Origin of the sequence: Micromonospora maris AB-18-032 (assembly GCF_000204155.1) — a bacterium.
GTDB classification, from domain to species: Bacteria; Actinomycetota; Actinomycetes; order Mycobacteriales; family Micromonosporaceae; genus Micromonospora; species Micromonospora gifhornensis.
Genome location: NC_015434.1, coordinates 6,169,994 through 6,186,960 on the forward strand (window position 1 = coordinate 6,169,994; position 16,967 = coordinate 6,186,960).

Consider the following 16,967-nt stretch of genomic DNA (forward strand, 5'->3'; position numbering starts at 1 on the left):
TTTGGGACGACTTCCCATTGTGGAAATTCCTACCTTCTATCGGAATCCATATGGAAGTACGTCTAATACCTCGCAAGAACAGCACCCACGGTGATCGATCCGATGAGGCTGCGTCACCTCGCGGGAAGTGACGCAAAGCCGACCCGAGAGGCCGGTACCGGACCAACGGTGTTCGATTAGTTTCCGGTCCGGCGCACGGGACCGGCTCGTCGACGCCGCTGCCGCACCTGCGCCGACCGCCCAAGGAGATCATCATGACCGTTCCCGCTCCGCGGGTCCGTCGCCGACCCCGGACCCGGGGTCGGCTGTTGCCGCTGCTGCTCAGCATCGCGCTGCTACTCCCGGTGGCGCTGCTCACCGTGCAGGCCCACCGGCTCGTCGACGCCGACCGCGAGGTCGTCGAGCGGGAACGGCTGGGGGTGGAGTACCTGCGAGCCCTCGCGCCGGTCACCGAGGCGCTTGTCAACGCGCAGAGCGCCGCCATCGCCCGCAGACCGCTGCCCCGGCAGGTCCTGGAACAGGCGATCGAACAGGTCGCGGCGGTCGACGCCCGGATCGGCGGCGAGCTACGCACCGGGGAACGGTGGGCCGGCATCCGGGCGAAGCTGGAGGCGCTGCCGGAACGCTCGCTGACGGACCCGGAGGCCGCCTTCGCCGCCTACCGCGAGGTCACCGACCTGCTGCTGGCCCTGCACACGAAGGTGCGGGAGAGCAGCGGTCTGATCCGGGACGCCGGCGCCGACTCGCACTTCCTCCAGGACGGCGTCGGCGAGGAAATGCCGGAGGCCCTGGTCGCCGCCGGGCGGCTCACCGACCTGGCCACGCTCATCGAACGGCGACCCGCCACCGACCAGCTGCGCTCCTTCGGTGAGCTGGCCGCCCACCGGGTCGCCGCCCTCCAACCCGCCAACGACCTGGTCAACAACCTTCGGGCGGTGATGGACAGCTCGGAGAGCGCCGACCTGGGCGCGAACGTGCTCAGCTCGTTCGACGCCTACCAGCGGGGAGTCGAAGCGATGGCGCTGACCTCCCAACCCGACCAGACCGGCAAGCTCGACGTGGTCCGGCTCACCGGGGCCCGACTGGAGGCGCAGGAAGCCGCCAAGCAGCTCCAGCCGGTCCTGCTCGACGAGATCGACCGACTGCTGGCCGAGCGGATCGACGAGCTGAACCGGGACAACCTGCTGGTCCTCGGCGCGGGTGGGGTCGCCGGGCTGCTGCTGATCGCGCTCGCGGTGACCAGCTGGCTGTCTCGTCCGAGGGACAACCCGGGCACCGTCGACGCGTCCGGCAACGAGCCGGAGCGTGCCGGTTCGGACCGGCCGTCCGACAGCCACTGGGAGCAGATGGCGGCGCAACGACCGCCGGTGCCGGTCGGACAGGGATCCGACCCGGATCGCTGGAGGCCCTTCGATGCTGCTCGATAGGCTTCGGATCCGGGGCAAGCTCGCCCTGTTGGTGCTCGTCCCCGTGCTCTGCATGCTCGGGCTGACCCTGCCGGTGGTCTGGGAGCGGGTCGGGGTGGCACAGCGGGCCGACGACATCGCCGGCACCGTGCAGGTCGCCAACCGGGTCGGCACCCTGCTGCAACACCTGCAACGGGAACGAATGCTCGCCGTCGGTCTGCTGCTGCGCCAGGCCGACCGCAGCGACCTGGTCCAGGAGATCGCGAAGGTGGACGACCTGGTCGCCGACCTGCGGGCGGAGCTGGGCGACGACCTGACCCCCGCGGTGACCGCCGCGCTCGACGGGGTCCGGCAACTGGCACCCGTACGCACGGCCCTGCTCGCCAACCACGCCACCGTCGACCAGATCCTGGGCACGTACGCGCCGGTGCACCTCGCACTCATCGACTCGTTGCGGCTGCCGTACGACGTGGACACCCGCACCTCGGTCGGCCGGCAGGTGCTGGCCCTGGACCGCATCCTGCGCAAGAGCGAAGGGATCAGCGCCGGCGCCGCCCTGATCGTGCTGATCGCCGCCGACCCGAATCCGGCGCTCGCCACCGCCTTCGTGGCAAACATGGCCACCCTGCGGGCGGACAGCAACCAGATGCTCGGCCTGCTCACCCCCGAACAGCTGGTGCTGATGGACATCGAGCAGGCCGCGGTGGACGCCCGTGCCGGTGAGGACTTCCTTGAACAGAGCGCCCTGGACCCGGTCACCGCGGCGTCCCGGATTCCCATCGAGGCGCTCTACCCGACCACCTCCTCGCTGATCACCCTGGGTCAGTTCGTGGAGAAGAAGCTGGTCACCGACGTCACCGCCGAGGTACGCGCCGAGCGGCAGGCCGCGCTGTCCGCCGCGTACTGGGTGACCGCCCTGGTCCTGGTGATCCTGCTCGTCGTCGGGCTGCTCGCCCTGGTGATCGGCCGGGCGGTCGCCCGGCCGCTGACCCGGCTCACCCGCTCCGCCGACCGGGTCGCCCGGGTCGCCGAATCCGAGCTGCTGCGGGTCGCCGACGACGAGGCGGACCAGGCCCAGTCGATCCGTCTGGACCGGGTCGAGATCCGGGGCCGCGACGAGATCGGCGACCTGGCCCGGGCCTTCGAACGGGTCCAGACCACGGCCGCCCAGTTGGTGGAACGGCAGGTGGCGAGCCGACGCAACGTGGCCCAGATGTTCGGTCACGTCGGTCGGCGTACGCAGAACCTCGTCGGCCGCCAGATCGCCCTGATCGACCGGTTGGAGCAGCAGGAGACCGAGCCGGGGCGGTTGGAGAACCTGTACCGGCTCGACCACATCTCCAGCCGGCTGCGGCGCAACGCGGGCAACCTGGTGGTGCTCTCGGGCGCGGCCGGCGACGTGGTGCACGCCGCGCCGGTCCCGCTCGCCGACGTGGTCCGCCTGGCCCTCGGCGAGATCGAGGACTACACCCGGGTTGACGTGCAGGTTCCCGGCGAGGTCTCGGCGGCGCCGGCGATCGTCGGTGACCTGGTGCTGGCGCTTGCCGAGTTGATGGAGAACGCCACAGTCTTCTCCCCGCCGCACACCCGGGTGGTGGTCAACGGCGAACTGACCGAGGACGGTGCCCGGCTGACCGTGGTCGACCACGGCATCGGCATGACCGAGGCTCGGCTGGCCGACGAGAACGCCCGGCTGACCCGGCGGGAGCGGCTGGACCTCGTCCCGACCGAGGTGCTCGGGCTGTTCGTGGTGGGTCGGCTGGCCCGTCGACACGGCTGGCGGGTCGTACTCTCCGCCACCCCGGGCGGCGGGGTTTCCGCCACCCTGTCGATCGCTCGGCCGGACCTGGTGCTCGGCACGCCCGAGCCGGATCTGCGGACCACCCCGATCACCGTCCGGCCCGCCCTGCCGACGCCATCGCAACCGGTACCCGCCAGCCCTGCCCGGCCCGGGGACGGGCTGGCGGCGGCCGGTACCGGCGGGCCGGGCGGGTTCGACCAGCGGCTGCTGACCCGGGCCACCGCGAGTATCGAGTTGGCCGAGTCGTGGGACGCCTTCGCCACCGCTGCCCGCGTCGAAGCCGACCCGGCTGTGACGCAGCAGACACCAGTTCCGCCGGCACCGCCCGGTGCCACCACCCCGCCGCCCGGGATCCGGCAGCGGGTTCCCGGCGCCAGCCTGCCGAGGATCACCCCCCGGGTCGGTCCGGCGGACGCCACCACCGCCGACCCGGCCGCCGCACGCACCCTTGTCGAACAGTTCGAGTCCGGGGTACGCCGAGCCGAACAGCAGCGGGGGCACGCTCATCCCGAGCCGGTGGCTCCCGCACCGTCCGGCGCTCCGGCCCACCTGACCCGGCGGGTTCCCGGCGCGAATCTGGTCACGACGCCCAACCGGCAGCAGCTCACCGACCACCCCGGCGACCCGGCCGAGGTGCGCGATCTCATCAACGCGTTCGAGAACGGCGTCGCCCGGGCTCTGCGCGATGTCCGTCCAGACCGCAGCAACGACGAAGGAACGCCACATTGACCAGTCCGCACGTACACGAGAACCTCGACCACTCGAGCCACCCGGTCGGTGACCTCAGCCCCGAGGCCCGCACCTTCAACTGGCTGCTGGACACCTTCACGTCCAGCACGGCGGGCGTGCTGGAGGCGATCGCCGTCTCGTCGGACGGGCTGCTGATGGCCATGTCCGCGATCAAGGACCGGTCCAACGCGGAACGGCTCGCCGCCGTGGTCTCCGGCATGACCAGCCTGGCCGGCGGCGCCGCCAGTTGGTACGCCCTCGGCGGGCTGAACCGGGTCGTGGTGGACATGGCCGAGGGGTACCTGCTGATCAGCGCGATCAGCAGCGGCTCGGTGCTCGGCGTGGTGGCCGACCGGTCGGCCAACCTCGGCACCGTGGCCTACGAGATGACGCTCTTCGCCGGTCGGGCCGGCAGTGCTCTCACCCCGCGTCTGATCGCCGAACTCAAGAATTCCGTCCAGCAGTGACTCACGACGCCGCCGGTGAGCAGACAGGGCCGGAGCCCCGGATCCGACCCTATCTGCGCGCGTCCTCCCCGGTCGGTGACGCCGAGGGGGCACCGGCGGCGTTCGGGGCGGAGCCGGAGACGGCCGAGCCGACCGGCCTGCGCCCGTTCGTGCTCACCGCCGGCCGGGTGGCCGGGGCGGACCCGACGATCGGCCTGGAAACCCAGGTGACAGTCCGGTCGGACGCCGAGGCGTGGCACCTGTCAGCCGCCCGGCTGGCTCCGGAGCTTCAGGCGATCGTGGCGCTCTGCAGTGAGCCGATCTCGGTCGCCGAGATCTCCGCGAAGACCCGGCTGCACTTCGGCGTGACCCGGGTGCTGGTGGGGGACCTGCGCGCCGCCGGCCATCTCGACGTGCACGTCACCGACACCGACGACGCCCTCGACCCCGACGTCATCCTGCGAGTGATTGATGGACTCCGTGCAATCTCCTGACTGGCCGGTCGCCCCGCAGGGCGCGCTCTCCGCCAACAGCGCCACCGCCCGCTACGGCGGTCCGGCACCCACCCCGCCACCGGTGGTGGGGCGGGCCAGTCTGCCGCCGCCTCAGCCGTACCATCCGCCGGCCGCCGCGCCGGCCGCGACCGGTACGCCATCGCGTCCCGCGCCACCGATCCCGGTCAAGATCCTGATCGCGGGTGGGTTCGGGGTCGGCAAGACGACCACTGTGGCGTCGATCTCGGAGATCGATCCGCTGACCACCGAGGCGGAGATGACCATCGCCGGAATTGGGGTCGACGATCCGGGACAGCGTTTCGACAAGACCACCACCACCGTGGCGATGGACTTCGGCTGCGTCACCATCGACCGCAGTCTCAAGCTGTACCTGTTCGGCACGCCCGGTCAGGCCCGCTTCGGCTTCATGTGGGACGACCTGGCGCGCGGCGCACTCGGCGCGCTCGTGGTGGTCGACAGCGCCCGGATGGACGACTGCTACCCGGCGATCGACTTCTTCGAACGGGCCGGGCTGCCCTTCGTGGTCGGGGTGAACGCCTTCGACGGGCGGCTGGCGCACGACCTCGGCGCCATCCGTTGGGCCCTGGCGATCGGCGACCATGTACCTCTGGTGCAGTTCGACGCCCGGGATCGGCTCTCGGTACGGGACGCCCTTCTGGTCGTCCTGGACCGGGCGCTGGCCCGGGCCACCCGGGACAAGCGGGCCTGAGCCGACCGGCTCGGAGCCCCTCGTGGGAAGGGGTGAGGCGGATGCGAGGCGGGCTGGACGAAACCCTGGCCCGGATGCGGCGGCGCGAGGAGGCACTGCGTCTCCGGTCCACCGAACCGGCCGACGGCGAATCCGGGTCGGCGGACGGGACACCCCCGTCCGGTGCCGGCGGACGGAACGACGGGACCGGCTGGGCTCCGCCCCGGGAGGCGGGCGGGCACGTGCTCGACGATGTCGCCGAGGCGCTGCGGGCCGCCGTCGCGGTCCATCCGGGCACGGCGGTCACCGCCCGGATCGACCACGACGGGCAGGCGTACGACCTGCGGGTGGCCTGGACCGGCCAGGAGGTGACCGTCACCGGGCAACCGGTGGCGGCACCGCCGTCCTGGCCGTTGTCGGCGAACACCGTCGCCGGCTGGCCCGCCCGCCAGGAGTCGCTGACCGGCGACCCGGCGGCCCGGCTGGCCGAGCTGATCCGCCGCGACCCGTCCCTGCTCACCAGCGAGGGTCCGCCGGGCTGACCGCACACGGGATGATCGGGCCGTTTAGGGTCGGGCGATGGGCGAACCCGAGTTGACCTTGACCGCGAGCCTGCGAGCGGCCGCACTGGACGCCCGGCGCGGCATCGTCCGGCTGCACCCCGAGGTGCTCACCGCGCTGGGCCTGCGGCCGGGCGATCCGGTCCGGTTGACCGGCCGGCGGGTGACCGCCGGGATCGTCGCCCCGGCCGAGCCGACCGCGAGCAGCGCCCTGCTGCACGCCGACGACCTGATGCTGGGCAACCTCGGCGTACGCGACGGCGGCCAGGTGCGGGTCAGCGCCGCTCCGACCGTCGCGGCGGCCCGGGTGCTGCTCGCCGGGCCGGCGGAGGTCGTCGCGGTGGTCTCCCCGGAGATGCTCCGGTTGGCGCTGCTGGGCAAGGTGGTCACCACCGGGGACGACGTGTCGCTGCTGCCCCAGGACGTGCTGCCCGACGCCGCGACGCGCAGCCTGGTCGAAGTGGCCCGGCGCAGCCTGTCGACCCGGGTCGGCTATGCCTGGACCAGCACCCTGCTGCGGGTCGTTGCCGCCGAACCCGAGGTCGGTGCCCTGGTCACCATGGACACCACAGTCGGCTGGGAGCACGGGGCCCGCACCCACGGTGTCGCCGGCTCGCTGGCCGGTCGCGCCGCGTCCCTGGCCGGTGCCGGTGGCATGGGCACGCCGTCGCCCACCGACACGTCCCGGTTCGACACCGCCGCTCGGTTCGGCGGGTTCGATGCCGGCCAGGCCGGTGACGTCGATGCCGACGCGGCATCCGCAGGCTGGTCGGGCGGCGAGTCGACCGAGCACGTGGCGTCGGTGGACGAACTGCCCGGCCTGCGTTCCCAGGCCGAGGAGCTGACCGAACTGCTCGACCTGGGCTTTCACCACCGCGAGGTGCTGGGCCGGTTGAGCACCACCGTGGCGCTCGGGGTGCTGGTCAGCGGTCCGGCCGGTTCCGGCAAGTCGGCGTTGGTGCGGGCAGTCGCCGCCCAGGTCGGTGCCCGGGTGCATGCCCTCTGGGCGCCCGAGATCGCCGCCCTGAGCAACTCCTCGGCCGCCGCCCGGCTGCGGGCGACCACCGCGGAGGTGATCGCCGACGGCCCGGCCGTGCTGTTGGTCACCGACGTGGAGGCGCTCGCCCCGGCGGACACCCCGGGGCCGGTGGCGACCGTGTTCCGTCAATGCCTCGCCCAGATCGTGCAGGCCGGCGCGGCGGTGGTCTGCACCACCAGCCGGCCGGAGGCCCTCGACCCGGCGATGCGCGCCCCGGACCTGCTCTCGTTGCGGATCGACGTACCCCTGCCCGATGCCGCCCTGCGCCGGGAACAGCTGACCGTGCTGACCCGCCCGGTCCCGCTCGCCGACGACGTACGGCTGGACGAGGTGGCGGGGCGTACGCCCGGTTTCGTCGCCGCCGACCTGGCCGCGCTGGTCCGCGAGGCCGGCATCCGCGCGGCGCTGCGCCAGAAGTCGGACGAGAACCCGACGGTACGGATGGCCGACTTCACCGCCGCCCTGGAGGTGGTCCGGCCGACAAGCATGGCCGCCTCCACCCTGGAACTGGCCCGGGTCACCCTCGACGACGTCGGTGACCTGGTCGAGGTCAAACAGCAGTTGACCGAGTCGGTGCTCTGGCCGCTTACCTACCCGGACACCTTCGCCCGGCTCGGCGTGCAGCCGCCGCGCGGGGTGCTGCTCTACGGGCCGCCCGGCTGCGGCAAGACCTACCTGGTGACCGCGCTGGCCGGGTCGGGCCGGGCGAACGTGCTCTCGGTCAAGGGTGCGGAGCTGCTGTCGAAGTGGGTCGGCGAGAGCGAACGGGCGGTACGCGAACTGTTCCGCCGGGCCCAGGAGGCCGCACCCACGCTTGTCTTCCTCGACGAACTGGACGCCCTCGCCCCGGTACGCGGCCAGGCCACCGACGGCGGCACCACCGATCGGGTGGTCGCCGCCCTGCTCACCGAGTTGGACGGGGTGGAGGCCCTGCGCAACGTCGTCGTGGTCGGCGCGACCAACCGGCCCGACCTGATCGACCCGGCGCTGCTGCGCCCGGGTCGGCTGGAACGGCTGGTCTACGTGCCGCCACCGGACGCCGAGGCCCGCGCGGCGATCCTGCGCGCCGCCGCGCGCAACGTGCCGCTCGCCGAGGACGTCGACCTCGGTGCGCTCGGCGCCGACCTGGACGGTTTCTCGGCCGCCGACTGCGCGGCGCTGGTGCGGGAGGCGGCCCTGGCGGCGATGCGCGAGTCGCTGACCGCCGCCACGGTCACCGCCGCACACGTGGAGACCGCCCGGGCCCGGGTGCGGCCGTCCCTGGACCCGGCCCAGGTGGCGTGGCTGGCCGCGTACGCCGAGCAGCGCGGCTGAGCCCTAGAGTGCCGGTGGTGTCGCGTCGAGGTGGATCTCAGCGTGCACCCGGTCGCCGTCCTCGCGCAGCTTCGCGCCGCACTTCTCCAGCACCGACAGGGCCCCGCGATTCTCCGGTGTGGTGTCGGCGACCACGACCCGCATGCCGGCCGCGGCGGCCAGGTTCAACAACTCGCGCAACGCCGCCGCGCCGATGCCCTGGCCGCGGGCGGAGCGGCCGAGCCACATGCCCACCTCGACGACGTCGGGCTCGTCACGTCGGGTCATCCGGATCATCCCGACCACCTCGCCGCCGGCGATGATCGCGTACATGGCGGTGCGGGTGGCCGCGTCGAGCCCACCGAAGCTGGCCCGGTGGAACTCCCGGAACGCCTCCCGCCGCGCGTGCGACCAGCCGGCCGGTGCCGCCACCGGCGGCATCACGTCGGCCGGTTCCGCCTCGGCGACCGCTACGGAGAGCAACGGTTCGAGGTTCTGCTCGTCCACCGGCTCCAACCGGACCGCACCCGTCACGTGCCGGAGTCTTCCGCGCCCGGCAGCGGAAGTCCACCGGGTTGGCGAGGAGGTGCACCTCTGGTGCAATGGATCGGCCGGTCGGGCCGAAATCGGGTACTGCCTCACATTCCGGTGTCGTCCGGCCGGTCGAATTCGCAGTAGACGGCGGAGGCGTCGTCGGCCCGTTTGTGCCGGCGCAACCGGTCGGGATGGTCCCGCTCGGCGGCCCGCACCCGGGCGATCAGCCCACCCGGCCCTTCGGCGGACACCACGTCGAGCAGGCCACCCCAGTCGAACAGCCCGAACTCCTCCACGGCGACGGAGGCTCCGTCGCTGAGCAGCACCGCGCGGCGCAGCGCCGACGGGCCGCGCAACGGCAGGCTGCCGACCACCGCGTGGTACGCCGCGTCCGGATCGGCGGCCGCGACCCAGTAACCGTGCGTACGGTTCATCCGCTCCCGTTGCACCGACACAGCGTGCCGCAACCGGGTGGCCCGGTCGGTCGACTCGGGCAGCGTGGCGGCGGTGCCCCGCAGGCCGGCCGCCGCAGAGGCCAGCCGGTCGTCGACGATCACGTCGACCCGGTCGCCGGTGTCGAGCACCAGTGGGCTGTCGCAGAGCACCAGGTAGTCCACCTGATCACCGCCGTCGCGCAGCAGGCAGACGGTGCTGGCCGGAGTACCCGGATGATCTAGATCGCACTGGTCCCCGTGATCGGCGCGAACCGCCAGGATCGCCGCCGCCAGGTTGCTCACCAGCGTCGCCGCCGGCCGAGCCGCCTCGGCCAGCCCCAGCCGGGCGGCCAGGTGCCGGACGTACCACTGCGGCCCGTGTACGCAGCCGGTGTCGAAGCCCTCCGGCACGGTCGCCCCGTCCAGCACTCCGACCAGGGGGCCGAACTGGAACACCACGTCCTCGTTGACCGTACTGCCGGGTGGTGGAGCGGACGCGGAGCGTACCCGCATGGTCGGCGCGGATCCGACGGCCATGCCGCGCCGACGCTCGTCGGCCGTCGCCTCGGGCGGCCCCGTGCCGCTGCCCGGGTGCGTCACCTGCACCCCGGTCCGCCTCGAACCGGCGGGGTCACCTCGGGTCATCGCCGCCACCTCCGCGCCCCGGCTACCCGCCCGACGCCCCGACATGCCCTCGGTGCCGTTTCGGCTCGGCGGGCGGTGGGCTCAGCGGCGGCGGTTGCGGGCCCGGGACGCACGCAGCCGTCGTAGCCGGCCGACCAGCACCGGGTCGGCGGCCAGCGCCGCCGGATTGTCCAGCAGCGCGTTGAGCAACTGGTAGTAGCGGGTGGCGGAGAGACCGAAACGATCCCGGATGGCCTGTTCCTTGGCACCGGCGTGCCGCCACCACTGCCGTTCGAACGCGAGGATCTCCCGCTCCCGATCGGCAAGAGTGTCGGTCGCCTCGGCGGTGACGGCATCGGGGGTGCTCGGGGGTAGCGACTCGTCGTCCGGGGCCGATCGCGGGGGCGGCACCGCGGCAGTGTCCGCACCGGCGCTGGTCGACACCCGGGCGTCGGGGCTCTCCGCTGTCGGGGTGGCGTCGGCGGGTGACATGGGGCTCCTCACGGGGGCGGCCGGCACGGGCGACGCCAACCGGGTTCCCAGCCTAACCACAGGTCACAGCCGACGCACCAGCAGCGCGGCGCGCCGATGCGCATGCCGCGCCGGCAGGTGGCGGGCCAGGGCACCGCCCGTGGGCGCGATCCGGGGAGAGATCGCGCCCACGGGCCCCTCACCGGGTCATGATCATCAGGTGATGTCCCGCCGACGGAGCGTCCAGAGCGCCCCGCCGAGGAAAATCACCACCGCGACCGTGAACAGGATCGACGAGTGCTGCCAGGTGATGTCCAGGGTGGCCGGGTTGCACTCACCGGTGTAGGAGGCGTTGCAGGACCGCCAGTCCTCAAGCGTCAAGGTCTTGGTCATCCAGGCGTACACGTACGTGGGCAACAGCCACGCCTCGCCGAATCGGACCTGGGCCAGGTCGAGCAGGATGGCGAGCCCGGCCTGGCCGACCACCATGACCGCGACCGCCCCGCCCAGTGCCATCGCGGTGTGCCGGCCGAGCGAGGCCAGGGCGAAGCCGACGGTTGCCGCGACCAGCACCAACACGACCCCGCGCAGCCCGGTGAGCAGGAACGACTGCCAGACACCGGAGGTCATCCCGTCCGTTGTCCCGCGCCAGCTGGCGATCAGCCAGAGAATGCCGAACCACGCCACGGAGGCGGACAGCGCCACGGCGAGCATCCCGGTGAGCAACGCTCCCAGCTTCGTCAGCAGGACGCTCAACCGCTTCGGTCGCCACAGCAGCAGGTTCATCATTCCGCCGGTGTTCCACTCGGCACCGATGAAGGAGGCGCCCACCACGAAGCCGACCATGGCCAGGATGCCCGCGAGAGTGACGAGCATGTCCGGAACGCTGGCCTTGAAGACGAAGGTCGACGGGAGATACCACTCGTCCTGGATGTCCTCCCGTGCCGGTGGGGCGATCGACGCGCAGTCGGCCGGGTAATAGTCGACGTTCTCGCCCGCCGCCTTGGCCCGCTCGCAGTTGGCGCGCTCCTGCTCGGCCCACCGCACCTGCTCGGCATGGCTGCTGTCGGCGGCCCGCCTGGCCTCAGCCCACTGTTCGGTGCCGATCTTCTCGTTGGTGACGAACAGACCGACCACGACGAGGGCCAGGATCAGCAGGCCACCCGCGGTCATCCAGCGGGTGAAGCGCCGCTTGGCCAGCCGGCGCAGTTCGGTACGGAAGAGACTCACGCGCCCCAACCTCCCCCGGTGGGCGCGGACGGCGCCGCCCCATCGACTCGTACGGAATGGTCGACCTGCCGGTGCTGGCCGGGAACCGGCGCGGTGTTGGTCAACTCGAGGAAGACGCTCTCCAGGTCGACCGTGACCGGGGCGAGTTCGCTGACGTAGAGGCCCTGTTCGGCCAGGAGCCGGGTGATCGTGGCCGGCTTGTCCACTCCGGAGACCATCAGGTGGTCCTGGTTCGCGGTCACCCGGTAACCGTTGCCGTGCAGCGCGTTCGCGGCGAGCGGCAGGTCCATGACGGCTTCCAGCCGGACCCGGACCCCGCCGGAGGAGTGCTGGGCGAGCACCTCGTCGACCGGGCCGAAGGCGACCCGGCGGCCCAGCGAGATGATGGTGACCGAGTCACAGATCAGCTGGATCTCGCCGAGGATGTGGCTGGAGAGCACCACAGTCATTCCCGACTCGGCGAGGTTGCGCACCAACGTACGCATCTCCCGGATGCCGCCCGGGTCGAGGCCGTTGGCCGGCTCGTCCAGGATCAGCAGCCTGGGGCTCTTGAGCAGGGCCGAGGCGACGGCGAGCCGCTGCTTCATGCCGAGCGAGTACGTCTTGACCCGCTCGCCGGCCCGGTCGCGCAGGCCGACCAGTTCCAGCACCTCGTCGACCCGCTGGGCCGGCACCTCATCGGCGCTGGCCAGCAGGGAGAGGGTGTCACGGGCGCTGAAGTGCGGGAAGAACTGCGGGCTCTCCACGATCGCGCCGACCTGACGGGCCACCTGGGGCAGCGCCGCCGGCACCTCCTGGCCGAGAATGGACATCCGGCCACCGTCGGAGCGGATCAGCCCGAGCAGCGTACGCAGAGTGGTGGTCTTGCCCGACCCGTTGGGGCCGAGGAAGCCGTGCACCTCCCCGGCTTCGACCCGCATGTCGAAGCCGTCCAGGGCATTGCGGGTGCCGCGTCGTCGACTGCGGTACGTCTTTCGTAGACCTTCGATTTCCAGGACAGCTGGCAAGCTGCACCTCCCCCGTTGGGTGTGGGGCGCCCGCCGTTGCGGGGGCGACCACGACACCATACTCGGTATGCACCCGAAGGCAATACCCGGTATGCAGCGCCACGCCGAAGCCTGCCAGAACACGCGAAGTTCTGCTGGAAGGACCCCCTGCGACGCGCCGGAGGCTTGACCAGGAAATGCCTCAGGCGCAGATGACGTGCACGCCGGCGGCGCGGAAGGCGTCGACCACGTCGGGCGTGGCGCCCGAGTCGGTGACCAGCGTCTCGACCCGGTCGACCGGGCAGATCCGGGCGAAGGCGTGACCGCCCAGCTTGGACGAATCAGCGATTATCACCACTCGCTTGGCCCGGGCCACCATGAGGTTGTTCATCGCCGCCTCGCCCTCGTGGTGGGCGGCGGCACCGAGGTGCGGGTCGATGGCGTCCACGCCGAGCAGCGCGACGTCCAGGGTCACCTCGCGCAGCAGCGCCCCACCCAGGGGCCCCACCAGCTCGAACGACTTGGGTCGCACCACCCCACCGGCGACCACGACCTTCATCCGGGAGCGGACCAGCAGCTCGTTGGCGATGTTGAGGGCGTTGGTGACCACGGTCAGCTGGGCGCCCTCGGCGTTGGTGTTGAGATCCGGTCGGACGGCCAGCGCCCGAGCGACCTCGGTGCTTGTGGTGCCGCCGTTGAGGCCGACCACCGTGCCCGGCGTGACAAGCGCCGCGGCGGCGGCGCCGATGCGCTGCTTCTCCGCGGAGTTCTTGGCCGTCTTGTAGCGCAGGGGCAGGTCGTAGGAGACCCCGTTCGCGACCGCGCCACCCCGGGTGCGGGTGATCATCTGCTGCTGGGCGAGCTGGTCGAAGTCCCGCCGGATGGTGGCCTGGGAAACGTCCAGCCGGTCAGCGGCCTCCTCGACGGTGACCCGACCGGACTCGGTCAGCATCTCGAGCAGGGCGTTCCATCTCGCGTAACGGTCCACCCCGGGACCTCCGTGTCTGCACGAATGTGATTGGTTGCGTGCACACTAGTGCTCAAAACGCGGAAACAGCAAAACCCGACACTGCTCGATCAAGCCTGCGGTTGCTATTTCCATCGAGTTTCGCGCAGAATAACGCGCGAAAGACGGGTCAAACGAGCCATATTGCGCAGCCGCTGCGAGGAGTTCTCATGGCGTACGTCCACGCGGAGATCGCAAGCCAGCCGGACTGCTGGCACCAGGCAGCCGACCTCGCTCCGACAGTCCTCGACCGGCTGCCGCGCGACGGTGAACGGGTCGCCGTCGTCGGCTGCGGCACGTCGTGGTTCATGGCGAAGGCGTACGCGGCCCGCCGCGAGGCCACCGGCCACGGCGAGACGGACGCCTTCCAGGCCAGCGAGTTCCCGACCGGCCGCCGCTACGACCGGCTGCTGGCGATCACCCGCTCCGGCACCACCACGGAGGTACTCGACCTGCTCGCCGCGCTGCGCGGGCGAATCCCGACCACTGTGCTGGTCGGTGACCCCGCCTCCCCGGCGGTGAGCCTCGCCGACGCCGCGGTGCCCCTGCCGTTCGCCGACGAACGGTCGGTGGTGCAGACCCGCTTCGCCACCACCGCGTTGGCGCTGCTGCGTGCACAGCTCGGCGACAACATCGACGCGCTGGTCGCCGACGCGGAGGTCGCCGTCCGCGCCCCGCTGCCGATCGACCCGAGCCTGATCGAGCAGGTCACCTTCCTCGGCCGCGGTTGGACGATCGGCCTGGCCCTGGAGGCGGCACTGAAGTGCCGGGAGGCGGCCACCTTCTGGGCCGAGGCGTACCCCGCGATGGACTACCGGCACGGCCCCATCTCGGTGGCCGCCCCCGGGCGGCTGGTCTGGGCCTTCGGCGAGTTGCCCGACGGACTGCCCGAGGACGTCGCCGCCACCGGCGCGGCCTTCGTGCACAGCCGCACCCACGGGGTCCGTACCGTGCTGGGTCGTTGGGCCGCCGGACGCAACCCGGTCGACCCGATGGCCGACCTGATCCTGGCGCAGCGCTTCGCCGTCGCACTGGCGACAAGTCGCGGGCTCGACCCCGACGCGCCCCGGCACCTGAGCCGGTCCGTGGTGCTCGCGTGAGCGAGCGCGACGGCAGGGTCGTCGTCGCGCTGGACGTGGGCGGCACCGGGATGAAGTGCGCGCTGATCCGTCCGGACGGTGCCGTGGTGCACGCCGAACGGCACCTCACCGGTGCCGACCGTGGGGCCGAGGCCGTGGTCGACACGATCCTCGCGGTCGCCGACGGGCTGGTCAGCACGGCGCGCACGGCCGGGCTCACCCCGACCGCGCTCGGCATCGTGGTGCCGGGCATCGTGGACCAGACCCGTGGCGTCGCCGTCTGGTCGGCGAACATCGGCTTCCGGAACGTACCGCTGCGGGACCTGGCCACCGACCGGCTCGGCCTGCCCACGGCGCTCGGCCACGACGTACGCGCCGGCGGCCTCGCCGAGGCGCGTCTCGGTGCCGGCCGCGACGCCGGGCACGTGCTGTTCGTGGCGATCGGTACCGGCATCGCCGCCGCGCACGTGGTCGCCGGAGCGGCGGCCACCGGCGCACACGGCGCCGCCGGAGAACTCGGCCACATCCTGGTCCGCCCGGGCGGTCCACGCTGTGGCTGCGGACGCTCCGGCTGCCTGGAGGCGATCGCCTCCGCCTCGGCCGTGGCCCGCCGCTACACCGCACTCGCCGCCGGCACGACCGGCGACGCCGACACCACGTCGGACGGCGGGTCCGCTGCCGGGCCGACACCGGGACCGACAGTGGTCACCGCCGCCGAGGTCGCCGACCGGGCGGCCGCCGGCGAGGAACTGGCCACCCGGGTCTGGCGGGAGGCCGTCGAGGCGCTGGCCGACGGCCTCGCGACCGGACAGGCGTTGTACGACGTGCAGACGATCGTGCTGGGCGGCGGCCTCGCCCAGGCCGGCCCCGGGTTGTTCGACCCGCTGCGCACCGCCCTGCGCGAGCGCCTGACCTTTCACCGGGAGCCACGACTCGTCCCGGCCGCCCTCGGCGACGAGGCCGGTTGCCTCGGTGCCGCCCTGCTCGCCCTCGACCAGTTGGAGGACTCATGACCGTACGGGTGAACGGCAAGGTGGTGACCCCGAGCGGGGTCGTCCGGCAGGGCTGCGTCGAGGTCAGGGGCGACCGGATCACCGCGGTCGCCGAGTACCCGTCGGTACGCGACGGGCACTGGGTCGTGCCGGGCTTCGTGGACATCCACACCCACGGCGGCGGCGGGCACACCTTCACCACCGGCGACGCCGACTCCGCCCGGGCCGCCGCCGCGTTCCACCTGGGCCACGGCACGACCAGCCTGCTGGCCAGCCTGGTCAGCGCTCCCTTCGAGCTGATGCGCTCGGCCACGTCGGCCTTCGCGCCGCTGGTCCGCGACGGGGTGCTGGCCGGCATCCACTTCGAGGGGCCGTACCTGTCCGCCGCCCGCTGCGGCGCGCAGAACCCGCAGTTTCTCCGCGACCCGTCCACCGACGAGCTGACCGAGTTGATCAAGCTGGGTGACGGGGCGGTGCGGATGGTCACCGTCGCGCCGGAGCGGGCCGGCGCGCTGGCCGCCATCGAACTGCTCACCGGACACGGCGTGGTCGCCGCGGTCGGTCACACCGACGCCACGTACGAACAGACCCGTGCCGCCATCGCGGCAGGCGCGAGCGTCGGCACGCACGTGTTCAACGGCATGCGTCCGGTGCACCACCGCGAGCCGGGGCCGGTCGTGGCGCTGTTGAGCACTCCGAACGTCATCTGCGAACTGGTCGCCGACGGGGTGCACCTGCACGACGGGACGCTCACCTTCGCCACCTCCACCGCCGGGCCGGAACGCTGCGCGCTGATCACCGACGCGATGGCCGCCGCCGGCATGCCCGACGGCGAGTACGAACTCGGCGGCCAGGCCGTGACCGTCGCCGAGGGGGTGGCCCGACTGGCCGGCGACGGTGCGATCGCCGGCAGCACCCTCACCATGGACGCGGCCCTGCGGCACGCGGTGGCCGCCGGCATCCCGGTGCCCGACGCGGTACGCATGGTCTCCACCACCCCGGCGCTCGCCATCGGCCTCGGCGACCAGGTCGGTGCCCTCCAACCCGGCCTGCGCGCCGATCTGGTGGTGCTCGACAACGACCTGAACGTCGTCCGGGTGATGCGCGGCGGCACCTGGGTCCAGTGACCCCGCA

At 72.5% G+C, this 16,967-nt stretch carries 16 protein-coding genes; 10 read left to right on the forward strand and 6 right to left on the reverse strand.

Annotation, left to right across the window (positions count from 1 at the left end; translation table 11 throughout):
- Positions 1–254: 254 nt before the first annotated feature.
- The 7 genes from VAB18032_RS27360 to VAB18032_RS27390 are packed head-to-tail and all read left to right on the forward strand — an operon-like array spanning position 255 to position 8,498.
- A complete protein-coding gene (locus tag VAB18032_RS27360; protein ID WP_013736182.1) occupies positions 255–1,427 on the forward strand; it encodes a hypothetical protein in 1,173 nt (390 codons plus the stop codon).
- Positions 1,414–3,936 (forward strand): sensor histidine kinase, encoded by a 2,523-nt coding sequence (locus VAB18032_RS27365; protein ID WP_013736183.1) that lies wholly within the window; start codon positions 1,414–1,416, stop codon positions 3,934–3,936. The genes VAB18032_RS27360 and VAB18032_RS27365 overlap by 14 nt, the downstream gene beginning before the upstream one ends.
- Positions 3,933–4,403 carry a roadblock/LC7 domain-containing protein gene (locus VAB18032_RS27370; protein ID WP_013736184.1) on the forward strand — a complete coding sequence of 157 codons (471 nt, stop codon included), beginning with the start codon at positions 3,933–3,935 and terminating at the stop codon, positions 4,401–4,403. The genes VAB18032_RS27365 and VAB18032_RS27370 overlap by 4 nt, the downstream gene beginning before the upstream one ends.
- A complete protein-coding gene (locus VAB18032_RS27375) occupies positions 4,400–4,876 on the forward strand; it encodes a DUF742 domain-containing protein (protein ID WP_013736185.1) in 477 nt (158 codons plus the stop codon). The genes VAB18032_RS27370 and VAB18032_RS27375 overlap by 4 nt, the downstream gene beginning before the upstream one ends.
- Positions 4,854–5,606, forward strand: coding sequence for a GTP-binding protein (locus VAB18032_RS27380; protein ID WP_013736186.1), 753 nt, complete (start codon positions 4,854–4,856; stop codon positions 5,604–5,606). Before VAB18032_RS27375 ends, VAB18032_RS27380 begins: the two co-directional genes overlap by 23 nt.
- 41 nt (positions 5,607–5,647) lie before the next feature.
- Positions 5,648–6,127 (forward strand): hypothetical protein, encoded by a 480-nt coding sequence (locus VAB18032_RS27385; RefSeq protein WP_013736187.1) that lies wholly within the window; start codon positions 5,648–5,650, stop codon positions 6,125–6,127.
- Between the two features lie 37 nt (positions 6,128–6,164).
- Entirely contained in the window at positions 6,165–8,498 is a 2,334-nt protein-coding gene (locus VAB18032_RS27390) for an AAA family ATPase (RefSeq protein ID WP_013736188.1), read from the forward strand.
- Positions 8,499–8,501: 3 nt separating this feature from the next.
- Here VAB18032_RS27390 and VAB18032_RS27395 read toward each other — a convergent pair whose 3' ends face one another.
- The 6 genes from VAB18032_RS27395 to VAB18032_RS27420 all read right to left on the reverse strand — a co-directional run bounded on the left by VAB18032_RS27395 (position 8,502) and on the right by VAB18032_RS27420 (position 13,744).
- Positions 8,502–9,011 carry a GNAT family N-acetyltransferase gene (locus VAB18032_RS27395; protein WP_013736189.1) on the reverse strand — a complete coding sequence of 170 codons (510 nt, stop codon included), beginning with the start codon at positions 9,009–9,011 and terminating at the stop codon, positions 8,502–8,504.
- 104 nt (positions 9,012–9,115) lie between these two features.
- Positions 9,116–10,090 carry a hypothetical protein gene (locus VAB18032_RS27400; protein ID WP_013736190.1) on the reverse strand — a complete coding sequence of 325 codons (975 nt, stop codon included), beginning with the start codon at positions 10,088–10,090 and terminating at the stop codon, positions 9,116–9,118.
- 81 nt (positions 10,091–10,171) lie between these two features.
- Positions 10,172–10,561, reverse strand: coding sequence for a DUF3263 domain-containing protein (locus tag VAB18032_RS27405; protein WP_013736191.1), 390 nt, complete (start codon positions 10,559–10,561; stop codon positions 10,172–10,174).
- A gap of 195 nt (positions 10,562–10,756) precedes the next feature.
- Complete coding sequence (locus tag VAB18032_RS27410; RefSeq protein ID WP_013736192.1) at positions 10,757–11,770, reverse strand: ABC transporter permease subunit; 1,014 nt, start codon at positions 11,768–11,770, stop codon at positions 10,757–10,759.
- Positions 11,767–12,777, reverse strand: coding sequence for an ABC transporter ATP-binding protein (locus VAB18032_RS27415; RefSeq protein ID WP_043722103.1), 1,011 nt, complete (start codon positions 12,775–12,777; stop codon positions 11,767–11,769). Before VAB18032_RS27415 ends, VAB18032_RS27410 begins: the two co-directional genes overlap by 4 nt.
- A 181-nt stretch (positions 12,778–12,958) precedes the next feature.
- Complete coding sequence (locus VAB18032_RS27420; protein WP_013736194.1) at positions 12,959–13,744, reverse strand: DeoR/GlpR family DNA-binding transcription regulator; 786 nt, start codon at positions 13,742–13,744, stop codon at positions 12,959–12,961.
- 188 nt (positions 13,745–13,932) lie between these two features.
- On the opposite strand from VAB18032_RS27420, the gene VAB18032_RS27425 reads away from it, so the two are divergent.
- Genes VAB18032_RS27425 through nagA form a run of 3 tightly spaced genes read left to right on the forward strand, consistent with a single transcriptional unit; the run spans position 13,933 to position 16,960 of the window.
- Positions 13,933–14,862, forward strand: a complete 930-nt coding sequence (locus tag VAB18032_RS27425; RefSeq protein WP_013736195.1) for an SIS domain-containing protein — start codon at positions 13,933–13,935, stop codon at positions 14,860–14,862.
- 50 nt (positions 14,863–14,912) lie between these two features.
- Positions 14,913–15,854: an ROK family protein gene (locus VAB18032_RS27430; protein ID WP_232510917.1), complete on the forward strand. Its 942-nt coding sequence runs from the start codon at positions 14,913–14,915 to the stop codon at positions 15,852–15,854.
- Positions 15,851–16,960, forward strand: a complete 1,110-nt coding sequence (gene nagA / locus VAB18032_RS27435) for an N-acetylglucosamine-6-phosphate deacetylase (protein ID WP_013736197.1) — start codon at positions 15,851–15,853, stop codon at positions 16,958–16,960. Before VAB18032_RS27430 ends, nagA begins: the two co-directional genes overlap by 4 nt.
- The last annotated feature ends 7 nt before the right edge of the window (positions 16,961–16,967 follow it).